This is a genomic window from Caballeronia sp. PC1 (genome assembly GCF_021353155.1).
GTDB classification, from domain to species: Bacteria; Pseudomonadota; Gammaproteobacteria; order Burkholderiales; family Burkholderiaceae; genus Caballeronia; species Caballeronia cordobensis.
Genome location: NZ_JAJUBH010000004.1, coordinates 542,610 through 555,341, shown reverse-complemented (window position 1 = coordinate 555,341; position 12,732 = coordinate 542,610). Strand labels below are relative to the sequence as shown.

Annotated in this window: 12 protein-coding genes and 1 pseudogene; 5 read left to right on the top strand and 8 right to left on the bottom strand. The window is 60.6% G+C overall.

Annotated elements, in window-relative coordinates; all coding sequences use genetic code 11:
- Positions 1-182: 182 nt before the first annotated feature.
- Positions 183-1,511 (bottom strand): hypothetical protein, encoded by a 1,329-nt coding sequence (locus tag LY284_RS35935; RefSeq protein ID WP_233391987.1) that lies wholly within the window; start codon positions 1,509-1,511, stop codon positions 183-185.
- Positions 1,508-1,774, bottom strand: a complete 267-nt coding sequence (locus LY284_RS35930; protein ID WP_233392099.1) for a hypothetical protein — start codon at positions 1,772-1,774, stop codon at positions 1,508-1,510. The genes LY284_RS35935 and LY284_RS35930 overlap by 4 nt, the downstream gene beginning before the upstream one ends.
- Positions 1,775-2,452: 678 nt before the next feature.
- On the opposite strand from LY284_RS35930, the gene LY284_RS35925 reads away from it, so the two are divergent.
- The 4 genes from LY284_RS35925 to LY284_RS35910 all read left to right on the top strand — a co-directional run bounded on the left by LY284_RS35925 (position 2,453) and on the right by LY284_RS35910 (position 5,745).
- Positions 2,453-3,049 carry a DUF1845 domain-containing protein gene (locus tag LY284_RS35925; RefSeq protein ID WP_233391984.1) on the top strand — a complete coding sequence of 199 codons (597 nt, stop codon included), beginning with the start codon at positions 2,453-2,455 and terminating at the stop codon, positions 3,047-3,049.
- Between the two features lie 139 nt (positions 3,050-3,188).
- On the top strand, positions 3,189-4,001 hold the full coding sequence (locus LY284_RS35920; RefSeq protein WP_233391982.1) for a hypothetical protein: 813 nt from the start codon (positions 3,189-3,191) through the stop codon (positions 3,999-4,001).
- Positions 4,002-4,012: 11 nt separating this feature from the next.
- On the top strand, positions 4,013-4,465 hold the full coding sequence (locus tag LY284_RS35915; RefSeq protein ID WP_233391980.1) for a polymer-forming cytoskeletal protein: 453 nt from the start codon (positions 4,013-4,015) through the stop codon (positions 4,463-4,465).
- A 227-nt stretch (positions 4,466-4,692) separates the two neighbouring features.
- A complete protein-coding gene (locus LY284_RS35910) occupies positions 4,693-5,745 on the top strand; it encodes an IS630 family transposase (RefSeq protein WP_233391978.1) in 1,053 nt (350 codons plus the stop codon).
- Between the two features lie 473 nt (positions 5,746-6,218).
- Here the strand turns inward: LY284_RS35910 and LY284_RS35905 are convergent, their stop codons facing one another.
- The 4 genes from LY284_RS35905 to LY284_RS35890 all read right to left on the bottom strand — a co-directional run bounded on the left by LY284_RS35905 (position 6,219) and on the right by LY284_RS35890 (position 10,451).
- Positions 6,219-6,821: a hypothetical protein gene (locus tag LY284_RS35905; RefSeq protein ID WP_233391976.1), complete on the bottom strand. Its 603-nt coding sequence runs from the start codon at positions 6,819-6,821 to the stop codon at positions 6,219-6,221.
- Positions 6,822-6,962: 141 nt separating this feature from the next.
- Positions 6,963-8,687, bottom strand: a complete 1,725-nt coding sequence (locus LY284_RS35900) for an ATP-dependent helicase (protein WP_233391974.1) — start codon at positions 8,685-8,687, stop codon at positions 6,963-6,965.
- 9 nt (positions 8,688-8,696) lie between these two features.
- Positions 8,697-9,533, bottom strand: a complete 837-nt coding sequence (locus tag LY284_RS35895) for an ATPase (RefSeq protein WP_233391972.1) — start codon at positions 9,531-9,533, stop codon at positions 8,697-8,699.
- Positions 9,534-9,905: 372 nt separating this feature from the next.
- Positions 9,906-10,451 (bottom strand): DUF4400 domain-containing protein, encoded by a 546-nt coding sequence (locus tag LY284_RS35890; protein ID WP_233392097.1) that lies wholly within the window; start codon positions 10,449-10,451, stop codon positions 9,906-9,908.
- Between the two features lie 172 nt (positions 10,452-10,623).
- Between LY284_RS35890 and LY284_RS35885 the strand changes: the two are divergent.
- Positions 10,624-11,932, top strand: a pseudogene (locus LY284_RS35885) (IS256 family transposase).
- A 61-nt stretch (positions 11,933-11,993) separates the two neighbouring features.
- Here LY284_RS35885 and LY284_RS35880 read toward each other — a convergent pair.
- Together LY284_RS35880 and LY284_RS35875 are read right to left on the bottom strand one after the other, a co-directional pair.
- Positions 11,994-12,170 (bottom strand): hypothetical protein, encoded by a 177-nt coding sequence (locus LY284_RS35880; protein WP_231928094.1) that lies wholly within the window; start codon positions 12,168-12,170, stop codon positions 11,994-11,996.
- Positions 12,171-12,204: 34 nt separating this feature from the next.
- Positions 12,205-12,723 (bottom strand): hypothetical protein, encoded by a 519-nt coding sequence (locus LY284_RS35875; protein ID WP_233391970.1) that lies wholly within the window; start codon positions 12,721-12,723, stop codon positions 12,205-12,207.
- Positions 12,724-12,732: the final 9 nt, after the last annotated feature.

The following is a 12,732-nucleotide window of genomic DNA, read 5'->3' as shown; positions in this document are numbered from 1 at the left end:
CGGAATCTCCTTCGCGTGAACAAGTGGATGGGCCGCCTAGGCGGACGGATTCGATGCGCAGGTACAGCGCGGTCGAAAACATTTGAGCAAGCCGTTCTTGCTGAAATGCTCTCATGCGCGAGCGAGAAAGGCTGTGTGACACGGAGAAAGGATGCCAGCCCCCGAAGGGGGACTGGCCAAGGTTAGACGTAAGCAGCTTGTGCAATCGCGTCCTGAATTTCGACGTCAAGCGAGGCCGGATCATCGAGCGCGTTCTTGAGACGCGCATTCATCGCATCGACATCAGCGATGCGTTCGATCCAGCCGCGACCGTAGGTCTGGTGCGCGTATTTGCGAAAGCCGTTCTGTCGCTCCGGCTGACTAAGGCCCAGACGATGCAGCAGGTCGGACATACGGTGACGCTTGTCTTCCAGCGTCTCATCGGGGTCGGGCGAGTCGTCGTCATGACCAGATGCGCCGTCGATGCCCGATGGTTCTCCATCGCCTGCCCGTTCGGCCACAGATTGCTCCAGCTCGGGCTGAAGGACTGGATCGCCAATCGACTGTACCGTCCCGTCTGACTCCAACAGCGCCACCGCACGACTGGCAGCATCGAGCGCCGGTTGAGCCTCGTCCGCGCCGTCCAACAGCGCGCCTAGGTCGATATCGGCATCGAGCACCGTCAACATCTGCTTCTGACGCACGGCCTGGCCGTTGTCGTCAATCCGCGTGATGTCAAACTCTTTCTTCGAGAGCCAGAAGCGCGTGCCGGTGAGCCTGCCACGCGCCAACGCCACGGTCTGCATCGCAGAATACGCTTTCTGCAGCACGTAGATGGAGTTGGTCGGCAGCTCGATCAACCCAAGTCCCTTCACGTCCGGGACTGCAAACAAGAAGTTTGCGGTCAGGTTGCACTTGCGGTCCTGATACTGCGGACAGACGTGAGGATCACAGACGCCATCGGGAATGTCGTCGTCTTGCCGGTGAACGACCAGTCGCCCACCGAAGGATCGTCGCGCCCGCTGTGCGCGTGCATTACGCTCGACCGGCGCGTAAGTCTTGCAATAGCGTTTGCCGTCGCGGTCGTACTCCGAGAAGTACTGTCGCCCGGTTGTCGTGTACGCGGCCATCTGATTCGGCACATTGCGCAGCCAGTCGTCGAACGCGAACATGATCGGGAAGCGGTATAGCCGCAACCCGTGACCGCGATCTTCGCCATACAGCCGCAGGATCTCGTCAGCCGTGTCTGGATTCGAGAAATCCGAGCGTCTGCAGACGAAATAGTCGACGTTTCGCGGAACGAGCGCGTTGCGCAGCTTCAGCGACGTTTCGAGTAACTTCCCGATCGCTTCGAACGACTCACCCGCGGCCACCATGTCGTTATAGAGCTTGACCGCTTTTTCGTTGGCTTGGTGTGCCCGCGTGAGCACCTTGATACCAGGTCGGATCTTGCCGATCGTGGGCGGGCGAACAGCTCGTTCTTCAACGAGACTACGCGGCGCGTGATCGAACATCTGAACTACTGCATTCATGATGGTTTCCTTGCGAGAAAGAAGATGGCGTTGGTCCGCAGCGTTTCAGCCTGAGATTGCATTTCTCGGGCTGCAGCACTGCCGCGACGTTCGCTGACATGGGAAATGAAGACAGAGCGCTCGGCGTCGCTGAACATTGCGACTCGGGCGACTTCGCACCGCTCACGCCAAACGGGGGACGCGGTGTCCGCCTGCTCGCGCTCGGTATTGATTTGATGCGTGATGGCCTCGGCGATACGCTGATTGAGGCGGTCGGGCAACAGCATGAACAGCACCTCCGTTGAGAAAGGTTCGGCTCGCGCAAAGGCGACGGACGAAAAAAAAGCCCGCTCCGGTGAGGGAGCGAGCTTCGTGAAATCGAGATAGAGACCTACGCGCCACGTCCCTTCCGGGGACGTGGCGTGCAGGGAGCGGCCGGCACAGCCGGTGTCGCTCGGTCAGAGAACGTAAAGTCGTTCTCGCGCAGCATGATCACGCCGCGCAACAGCCCTTTTCGGAATAACTTCCGCCGCAGGAATCACGGATCAGCCAACTTCGATCGTTCTACCCAGATCAGGCTCTGGAGAGAGAACACCCGAAAACCCAGGTTCGAACGATGTACCGGCGCAAATGAATGCAGCACAGGGTACGAGTATCACGGCTGAAATTGGGGAGTATGTAGCGGGCACACTCAGCACAAGGAAGATTTCCACACCGGTAGCTATCCGGTCGGCGCATGCCAACGCACGAGGCGGGCACGACTTGCAGAGAAAAGATGGACTCCGGGCTTGGAGTCGAGGTCGATGCGTCGGTGACGCGGGGAATAGAGTTGAGTATCCGGGTTAATGACGTACGCGTGCGCTCGAAAGCTCACGAATTTGACCTAGCTTTCGCCGTCTTGACTCTTGCCTAAACAATGAAAATCTTATGTGAGAGAGAACACAGACTTACCGAAAACGATCATGGCTGGTACCGACATGGAAGCACCTGAAGACGGATTAAGACCAAGCTCACTTCCGGTCGCGCCGACTGGCGAGAGCGGTCTTCGGCGGCTCGACCGCCTGACCAACGACAGTCGGCTCGCGCGAATCCATGCGGATACGCTGGCCAAGACAGAACTGCCGTACCACTCAGGATTCGCACGTGAGTTCTTGCGGGGCGACTTCAACTTTGCAGCAGCGAAGATGACCGTCGCTCGCGGCGGCAAACTCATCGCTATCGAATCTGAATTTCGAGTGGCTGAAGGCTGGTTTCGCAAAGCGATGGCGTGGGCCAATGAATTGCCGAAGAGGCAGACTGCGACGTATCCCGAGATAGTGACGCTCGAAATCAAGCACGCCATGTCGGGACGATTGGTACGCCTGCTGACCATCTACGACCAGCTCTTCTTACTGACGATGGGCGCACTGATCGCTCGATCGTTGGGCCCGGAAGCTCGCCAGAGCACGCTCGATGCGGCTCAGACGCGGATTCGCAAGATCGCCTATCTCTGCATTTTCGACAACGATCGCTTTGCCCCCGAAGGTGTGTTGCTTCCCGACCCTGGTCAAGCCCACTGAACCGTCTTGAGCGCGCGCATGCACTCCTGTCTTGACTAGCGGCAGCGCTGGTTACGCTCGACCTAATGCAACGACGAGAGGACCTCACATGGACCTACGCGATATTCAGCGACTGCACGCACAGTTCGCACCTGACTCAATGACCATCGATCTGCCGCGGCAGATTGCTGCGCTTCCGGCGCCGGCGGACCTGGCGGCTCAGGACAAGGCGCCTTCTATGAAGGTGCGCCTGCCGAAGGCAGCGCCCACCGCCTGCCAAACGCTCGTTGCGGTGGCAATCGCCGCTGTGGTCGGTATGGCAGGGATTGGAGCCGCTTCCCTCTACAAGTCGTTCGGCGCACCGTCGGTCCACAGCGCCGCTCGCTCGGATTCGGGTGCAGGCAAGCTCGCGGGAACCGAGCAGCCAAGCGCACCATCGACGCGTCCGATCGACGCGGAACCGCCTCATCCGGTTGCCGTGGCACCGATGCTCACCGCGAAGGACCTCGCTCCTTCGGGGGTCGGCTTGACGGCTGACCAGTTCAGAAATTCGCTCGGAAGCAACGCTCCCGCCGTTGGCGCAACCCCAGCCAAGTCGGCACCGGTTTCGACGGAGGAGCAGCGAGCGGCGGCGTCGCCGATTCATCAATCCCGCCGTGACGCGGACGCGGAAGCGGACGCGGCACAGCAGCGTGCAGCCAACTCCCCCGCGATGAAGGCCGCCGCACCGGCAGCGCAAAGCGCTGCGCAGCAACCGACGACGTCGGCCACGACGGCAACGCCCGCCGTGACGACGCAAGCCACAGACGGCGCGACGACAGAGACCTCCACGCCGTCGCACTCACACAGCTACCGCCACCACGCAAAGCGTGCGCGCGACGAGCAGACCACGGAGTCCGACGGCGCAGCCGCATCGATTAAGAAAGCAGCACCCGCGACCCGAGGCGGGTCGAACGAAGTGCAAATGTTCTAGGAATTGACACCATGAAAACCGAACTCAACATCACGCTTATCGCGCGCGGCTGCGCCATCACCGGCGACATGGTCGTGGATCACGGCATTTCGTCTTTCGGCCTGCTCGACGGCGGCATCATCTCCACGCAGGGTCTGCTGCACATCGGCGAAGGCGGACTCGTCAAAGGCATGGCACAGGGCGAGCACGTTCGCATCGACGGGCGCGTCGACGGCGACGTTCATGCGCGCGGTTCGCTCGAGATCAACGGCCAGGTGTCTGGCGACATCTTCTATTGCGGCACCATCCGGCTCGGCCCGCGCGCAGCGCTTAATGGAACCCTGAAACGCGTGGCGCGCATGTTCACAATCGAAAGTGAACCCGGAAGCGGAGAGGTTGCGCTGAGCAGCGCTCCTCTAAGCGCACCAACGGACGTGGCCCCCGAAAAGTCCAACGTCACCGAAATCAACCGCGCTGCTGGCTGAAGAAGCAGCTTTTCTCTTATTCAGGAAATTAAATCAGGTGGCTACTCCAATTGACCTTTCGCCCCTTGTCACCGTGGTGGAATCTGGCTGCATCATGATCGTCAGTTGCCTGACAATTGGTGTGGTCGTCTACATCGCGGTGTTCCTTGCAATCAGGAAAAAGGTTGATCGACGACTAGTGCAGTGCGTCATTGAATTGGCACCCGGTCTATGTTTAGATATGGCTCATGGGAAAGATGAATCTGACCGATACCGAACGCGAGCAACTGCTGTCGGCGGCACGCAGTCGAACGGTGCGTGCGGCAGACGTACGACGCGCGAAGTTGATCCTGATGCTCGAGGACGGCGAATCGCGCGACAGCATCATGCGTACACTGGGTTGCGACTCGCGCTTCATCGCGCGCTGGTCGGGGCGCTTTCTTAGCGAGCGACTGTCCGGCATGTACGCCCGGCACCCCGGGCGCGCTCCCAAGCAACCGCCCGCCAAACTTGAGGCGCGGGTACTCAACTGCACTCTCAAGCACAAACCCGCCGACGGCTCGACACACTGGAGTAGCTACAAGCTCGCGGCAGAACTCGGTGACGTTTCGGTCTCCGCGGTGCAGCGCATCTGGCGCAAGCACGGCATCAAGCCGCAACAACTCGAGCGGCACATGGTCTCCAATGACCCGGACTTTGAGGCCAAAGCGGCCGATGTGATCGGGCTTTATCTGAACCCGCCGGCGCACGCAGCGGTGTTCTGCGTGGACGAGAAGACCGCGATTCAGGCACTCGACCGCAAGGACCGGATGCTGCCGCTGTCGCCTGGGCGCGCCGAGAGTCACGGCTTCGAGTACAAGCGCAACGGCACGCTCAGCCTGTTCGCGGCGTTCAATACAGCGACCGGCGAAGTGCTGGGCAAGACGGTGGCGCGCCACACCAGCGAACAGTTCGTGGCCTTCCTGACCGATGTCGTCGCCAGCCAGCCCAAACGCAGGAAAATCCACGTGATCTGCGACAACGTCAGCAGCCACAAGACGCAGCGGGTCACCGACTTTCTCAACGCGCATCGCAACGTTCGTCTGCACTTCACGCCGACGTACTCGTCGTGGCTAAACCAAGTCGAAAACTGGTTCTCGCGCATCCAGCGTGATGTCATCGCCCGCGGCATCTTCACTTCAGTAAAAGATCTGGATCGCAAGCTCATGCACTACATCCGCGAGCACAACAAAAACCCGAAGCCGATCAAGTGGAAGTATGACGATCCTTCGCGCCGGATCCACCCGCTGTCAAATCAATGACGCAGTCGACTAGCGGACCTCATCGGACGAGCGGCAATGGGCTTGGTCGCGATCAGCGCTATGTATTTCGCGTTCACCGCTCACTAGGTGCCTTATCAGCTTGAGCCATTAAATGCGTCTGACTGACTGCCGATAACGGGGTAGGTTATCCCTGCGGAACGACCGTGAAATCCATTGATCCTATCTTCGACCTCCTTACTATGACATGGGACGCGGCCGCGCAAGAGGCCGCATTCGAAGGCCACTGCTTTTGCATGCTCGACACGGGACGCCTCGTGAATAGCCACGCGATGCCCGCCAGTACGCCACACTGGAACCAACCTGCTTACCGTTCGGTTGAAATGTATAAACGGGCATTGGAGCCGAAACGTTGAAGGAATGAGGGCAGACTGCTCAATCGGTTTTCAAGCCGACATGGCCTACAGCCCGCGTATAGCGGGCTTTTTCTTTGAGGCAGCGCACCCTCACGGCAGTCAGCACGGAATCGGTGAGCTCGCGAGGCCAGTCACGACACACTCGCGCTTGTACGGGATAGCGAAGGTGCGGCCAAGGTACTTTGCAAGTCCGCTCGGCAGCTTGCCCTCATGATCAGCGTCTTCAACGTCGCCAGCGATCTGCTTCAGGATATCTGCCGCGCGTATGCCCAACCGCATCCGTAGTTGCTGCGACCACACCATTACCGCGTCGAAATCTCCGCTGACGACGAACATGAGCAGGACGGGAGGCGGGGCATGCCGCCTATTAGGAAGCGCGTGAAACCGAGCCCAAGGCATGCGTATGTCCAACTCGGTCGAGGTCTCGGCGAGGTTCAGCAGCTCGGCAGCGAAATCTTCGCACTGAGGACTTCCAGCCAACCGGCCCATCAGTCGAAATTGAATCGTGACCTGGTCGACCGCGTCGTTCGGAAGACGAATAGTGACGTCTTCGCCGCAGTCGTTGAAGTCAGCCAGCGTGTCCGCGATGCCACGCGCATCGATGGCGTCGTAGTCAATGTGCGGGGGTGGCGTCTCCCCGCGCTCAACAGCAGAGAAGTCCGGCGCTAACCAGAGACCGAGAACGTGGTGGAATGTCGACATGAACGGTTCCTCCAACAAGGCGGGAGTGCCAGTCCTTGGTATAGGCGATATCGCGCTACTCCGCCACCACCGAATCGTGACCGACAGCCACAAATCGATCAGAGACGCGGTGCTGACGCTCACAGCGCCGGGAGATGGTTATCACGCTGCCGCAGGAACCTGCTGAAGCTGGGCCTCAACCACGAAGCGAGATTCGAAGTTTTTGGAGGTGCCGGAGATCATGAGCGACTCTCTTGCTCGCGTCATTGCGACGTAGAACAAGCGCCGCTCCTCCGGCTCCGTCGACTTCGGATCCGGGACTATCGTCTCCTCACTTCGCGCAATCCAGACGTGGTCCCATTCCAACCCTTTCGAACTGTGCATCGTCGTGAGGATAAGCGCGCCCAGCGTGGGCTCATTGTTGTCCTGGCGCAGGAACAGCAGCCGCTCCGCGAAACTGCCGGACAAGCGGGACAGAACATCGTTCGTCGCCTGGATTGCGCGAACTGCGGAATCTTTCGTCGCGAATTTCAGCATCCACTCGGCGACACCAGACAGTGTCAGCGAATAGAACTTGCGTTCGCAAAGGCTTTGCCATTCGGCGAGCCGCTTCATGAACTCCCGATAGCTCGTCGCGACGTTCTCGGGCAATCCCAGCTCGACCAACTCGGCGCGGCCCTTCTGCGTCAGTTCCGCGCCCATGTCGGCATGCAATGCGCGCAACTGCTGCGCGGTCAGGCCCAGGTGTGAGAGAACGGCGTCAAGACCGGTGCCTTTGATGCGCTCGACTATTTCCAGCAGGTTGCACATGAGCGCGCCCTCGGGGCGGCTCAGCACCGATGCGCCCGATGCGCGGTAATACTTTATATCGTGAGAGCGGCAGACGGATTCGAGCGGGTCAAGGATGCGGTTGGTGCGCGCAAGGATGGCGCACGATTGTCCATTGGCGAGCAGTGGCCCCAGCACCTCGACTGCAGCGGTCGCTTCTTCGTACTCGTCCGGGTGCCGCGATGTCAGGACGCTCCCGCCCGGCCCCTTTTCGGCGCGCAGCACCTTCGCAATCCGGTCGACGTTATTGCGGATCACTCGGTCTGCCGCGCCGAGAATTTCCGCGCGACAGCGATAGTTGCTGCCGAGTACAACCGGCTTCGCGTCGAACGCTTCGATGAACGATTCCATGCCGCGATAACCGAGCGCCTCACGGAACGCGTAGATGCTCTGGTCATCGTCGCCTACGACGGTCACGATCGAACCCGCCTTCGCATGAAGCTCGATCCACCGATATTGCAGCGGGTCGGTATCTTGAAACTCGTCAACGAGCAGATAGGTGAACGCGTATGGGGCGATGGTGCCGTTTTCCATCCCCTCGACAGCGAGGCGCAGCATGTCCTGAAAATCGATCTTGCCGTTGCGGGCAAGCGCGTCCTGGTAGGCGTGATACAGCTCACCGTCGTCCGTGTTCGGATCGCATCGGCCGAAGTTCGTTTTGATCTTCTCGATCGTTGGAATGGCGTCTTCCGCCTTCCCGTCGCGGCCAAGTTCCTGCATGACTCGGATGAGTAGCCCGAGCCGGTCGCCATCGGACGCGATATCGAGCGCACGTGCACCGGGGCGCTTCAGTTGCTTAAAGGCAAGCGAATGGAAGGTGCCCGCGATCAGGCGCTTTTTCACCGACTCGCCGGCAGCGACCAAAATGCGTTCGCGCAATTCGAGCGCGGCGTCCTTCGAAAACGTGACTGCGCCGACCGTCGCGGCGCTGTCTTGCAGCAACAACGCTGCTTTCGTGGCGATCGTTTTCGTCTTGCCCGCGCCCGGGCAGGCGATCGCCACGCAATGCTGGCGCAACTGGGCGACCTCCCGTTGCTGGGGATTGAGTTCGTCCAGCATCGCGCCTCCTTAGTTGCCGCGGACCGTCGTCATCAACTTCAGGTGCGTCATGTACCCGCGAATGCCGAGCGGGTTGAAGCGCTTGAGGAAGTTGACCGCCTCGTCGTCCACGTCGGACTGGTCGCGGATGCCGTTCCAGACCATGAAGTCGAAGTGATCCATCGCACGGTCGAACTTCATGATGGCGCTCAGCACGCGCATCGAGAAGCGCGAGTAGGCCTCGACCTCGATGTCCATAGCGGGCATCGGAATGGTCGGCTCGAACACGAACTCCTTGTTGGCGCGAAGCTCCGCTTCCTTCTGCTGGCGGAAGCCTTCAGCCACGCGCAGTTGCTCATCCACGTAGCTCTCGATGCCTGCGAGCAGCTTTTCCAGCGCGCTGTTGACGACTTCCTTGTCGTTTTCGCCGAAGGTCGAGCGGCCAAAACGCTGCATGTTGATGCTCATGCGGTTGATGTACGGCCACCACTGTTCAAACAGCGGCTTCAGGCGCGTATGGTTCAAACGCACGCGCGCCGTCACCACTGCCGCGCCGGAAAGCTGGCGATCGAGCAGTTGCCGACCGATCTCGCGGCGGCGCTTGATGATCGAAATGCGCTCGGCGGCAGGCAGGTCGCGGAACAGCTTTCGCGTCTTCGCCACTTCCGCGCGCTTCATCTGCGCGTCGTCGGACGAGATCACGCCTTCCTTTTGAAGGCGGTCCGCGTCCGCTTCCATTTGGGTCAGCTCGCGTTCAAGCTCGCCGTCATCCGCACCATCGGTCGTGAGCGCAGGCTCGCCGGTAGCGTGTTCAAGCGCGCTGTGCGCGACCTTTTCTTCATTGCCGGGTTCGACCACAGTGCTCATTCGCTCTCCTCTTTGGACCCATTGGCCCATTTCATCGTTGGGAATCAGGCAAGCAGATCGCGCTGCCAATGGGTCCATTGTTGCCGTCAGAGGCACCGGTCAACGTCGGAAACAGCGACTAATTCGCGCGCCTTTCCGACGACGAAGGCTAGTAGGAAGCACGTTCGCGCGCAGTGCCCGTCGGGCACGCGCGTTTAAGAATGGAGGTCGGTGAGAGCAAAGACAGGCGGGCTGGGGGCGAGGCGGCGCTTCCGGGAGCGAGCGCCCGGGAGGGAGTGCTTCTGGCATGGGGAACGTATCACGATGAAGCCCGTTTTCCACAAAGACGCTGTTATTTGCGAGCTTTCCGGGCTTCACCTTACCAATTGCTTTCTATCGCGCAGATTGGAACGACTCCGCTGCTTTCCACAGTAGTGCGCCTAGCAGCGCTGCGGCCGCGACCCAGTAGCCTGCCAGCACGGGCAACGGCGCAACGAGCGCGGCCAATAGCGTGCCGAAAACTAGCAAGAGGCTGTGGCTCGCGAGGTGGAAAGACAGGGGGCTGACGAAGCCCGCCGCCGAGGCTTTGATCTTTCGCCGAGCGGTTCCGTCGATGAACATTCCGATGGCAAAAAGGATTGTGCCTACGATCCACAGCTTCATCACCATCGCGCGAAAGACGATTCGATAGACGAGCAGCCAGAAATTTTCGGTCCACGTATGCGCGAAGCTGGAAAAACCTCCGTCGTTCATTCCGCCGACGCTCCCCGAAGCATTCAGTGTCCGGTGAAGCAGGCCAGTATCAACGAACGCATGGCGAAATATTCCGTTCGCCCGGCTCACTGCGGCATCAACCTTCTGCTGCCCAACGGTAGCCACCAACGACTGAGTCTCGACGTCCGGCACCTCGAATAACTTCCGGTCGGGCACCGCAGGCATCACGGCGATTGCCAACACCGGGACCAATAGAAACCAGATCTTTAGGTGCGAACCGAAGGGCAATGTCCCGGGCGTAGTTGAAGGTTGAAGGCGGCGGTTCCCCGTTGGAAATCCGAGAGAATCGGGTTTCGACGACCAACTTCCCGGACAGGGAACCAAGGAGAACCGCCAAATGAAGCGTACCAAGAAGAAGCCCCAAAGCGCCAGCGCGCCGTTGCACGTGGTGCCCAAGCAGGACCCGGAAGGACTGCGTGCCTGTTTTGCCGAGAACAGTCAGCTCCTGTTGCCCATGCTCGATCTGATTCAGAACACCCGCGCGAGCATCGACGAGTTGATGCACGAAGCCGGCCGTAGCCTTGTCGAGCAACTGCTGGTGATCTCGGCGACGGAAGTCGCCGGCGAGAAGCATCCGGGCCGCAGAGGCGGCGAGATCCGCTGGCACGGCTCGCAGCAAGGCCAGATTGTGATGGACGAACGCAAGTTGAACGTGAAGCGGCCGCGCCTTCGGCGTCGTGGCGGCGGCGAAGTGCCGGTCCCCGCCTACGAGCAATTGAACGAGAATCCGCGGCTCGCCGAGCGCGTGCACGAGATCATGGTCACGGGCGTGTCGACGCGCAAATATGCCAAGGTCCTGCCCGAGATGGCCGGCACCGTTGGCATCTCCAAGAGCAGCGTCTCGCGCGAGTTCATCAGGCCAGCCAGACGGCGCTCACCGAGCTGATGGGGCGGCGCTTCGATGACAAGGACTTTCTGGCGATCTACCTTGACGGCATCATCGTCGACTCACGTCACATCATCGCCGCTATCGGCGTGGACAGCCCCGGCGAGAAACACCTCCTGGGTCTCGCGAGCGGGTCGAGTGAGAACGCCCAGGTCGTCAGGATCTGTTGCGCGGACTGATCGAGCGCGGCGTGCCTGCGGATCGCGAATACCTGTTCGTGATCGATGGTTCCAAAGCGCTGCGCTCGGCCATCGAGGAGTTCTTCGGCGAACGCGCCCACGTGCAGCGCTGCCGTGTGCACAAGCAGCGCAACGTCCTCGAGCGCCTGCCCAAGGAGAGCGTTTCGCAAACCGCCGCGATCATGAAGGCCGCCTACAAGTTGTCGACCGACGATGGCATCGCCAAGCTCAAGACGCACGCGGCGTGGCTCAAGGCCGACTATCCGGACGCCTCGGCCGCACTGCTCGAGGGGCTGGAGGAAACTTTCACGGTGAACAAGCTGGGCCTGACGCCGGCGCTCATGCGCGGGCTGTCGACGACCAACATCATCGAGAATCCCAACGGCGCGGTGCGCCGTGTCGCGGGGCGCGTGAAGCGCTATCGCGACGCCGACATGGCGTTGCGCTGGACAGCCGCGGGCTTCCTGGAAGCTGAGAAGCACTTCCGAAAAATCCTCGGCGTGAATGAACTCTGGATTCTCGCTGCGGCCTTGAAACGGTCACGCTCGAAATCAATTGACCATGATCGGAAGGTTGCCTAACCTATGCCGCACCCGCCGTCCCAACCTTCAACTGTCTTCGGGACATCGCCAACCGAAGCGGCTAGCCATGTAGCACCTTCACCGCCGCCAACACGGGTATCAGAGCTACCGCAAGCAGCCCGCACCAAAAGAGCGCGGGGCGATACTCGGCGATCGTCGCCAGGGCGTAGCAACGCGCGCCGGCGCCATGAGTGAACTCTTCGGGGACGGCGGCGTTCGCATCGCCGTCGAATGCCATCGCGGTCTCGAGTGCTCGCTTGGCCGTGCGGAAATCAGTCTGCGACAACTTCGCTATTATCGTAACGGTGAGCGACATCGTATTCCTCAAAGTAGCGGCGGAACGTCTCGCCGTGTAGCACGCGGGATGCGAGCTGGAATGCTGCGGTACGCTGCGTGATATGGTCCGGGCAGCGCTCGTCGACCATCTCAAGCTCGTAGTCGGGATGGCGCTGCTCAAACGCGGTAATCGCCTCAACCATCGGACACCACACCTCAACCTTCTCGCCACGGCGCGCAACATAACGACGCGCGTAGAGTGCCTGGGCCGGCTCAAAAAGACCTTGCATGAATGCCACGTACGGTTCGCCGTTGCGCTTGGCCCGCCTATAACTGTCGAGTGCCGATTCAATCATCTCGGCAGCCAACGGCCGCTTGTCTCCCATGAATCGTTCGCCGATGAAGTCGGCCACGCGGGAGCACGCGAGCTCGAGATCCGGCGACACGTTGAACACCGGCATGAGCCTGTGCGACAGCTTGTGATCGCGGATGATGTGTTTGTAAGCAGCGGACATAGTTTTAGG

Coding starts and splice junctions, on each gene's coding strand:
- LY284_RS35900 (WP_233391974.1), bottom strand. CDS start 8,687: ATGCTGGACGAACTCAATCCCCAGCAACGGGAGGTCGCCCAGTTGCGC.
- LY284_RS35915 (WP_233391980.1), top strand. CDS start 4,013: ATGAAAACCGAACTCAACATCACGCTTATCGCGCGCGGCTGCGCCATC.
- LY284_RS35875 (WP_233391970.1), bottom strand. CDS start 12,723: ATGTCCGCTGCTTACAAACACATCATCCGCGATCACAAGCTGTCGCAC.
- LY284_RS35880 (WP_231928094.1), bottom strand. CDS start 12,170: ATGGCATTCGACGGCGATGCGAACGCCGCCGTCCCCGAAGAGTTCACT.
- LY284_RS35935 (WP_233391987.1), bottom strand. CDS start 1,511: ATGAATGCAGTAGTTCAGATGTTCGATCACGCGCCGCGTAGTCTCGTT.
- LY284_RS35920 (WP_233391982.1), top strand. CDS start 3,189: ATGACCATCGATCTGCCGCGGCAGATTGCTGCGCTTCCGGCGCCGGCG.
- LY284_RS35925 (WP_233391984.1), top strand. CDS start 2,453: ATGGCTGGTACCGACATGGAAGCACCTGAAGACGGATTAAGACCAAGC.
- LY284_RS35910 (WP_233391978.1), top strand. CDS start 4,693: ATGGGAAAGATGAATCTGACCGATACCGAACGCGAGCAACTGCTGTCG.
- LY284_RS35905 (WP_233391976.1), bottom strand. CDS start 6,821: ATGTCGACATTCCACCACGTTCTCGGTCTCTGGTTAGCGCCGGACTTC.
- LY284_RS35895 (WP_233391972.1), bottom strand. CDS start 9,533: ATGAGCACTGTGGTCGAACCCGGCAATGAAGAAAAGGTCGCGCACAGC.
- LY284_RS35890 (WP_233392097.1), bottom strand. CDS start 10,451: ATGCCTGCGGTGCCCGACCGGAAGTTATTCGAGGTGCCGGACGTCGAG.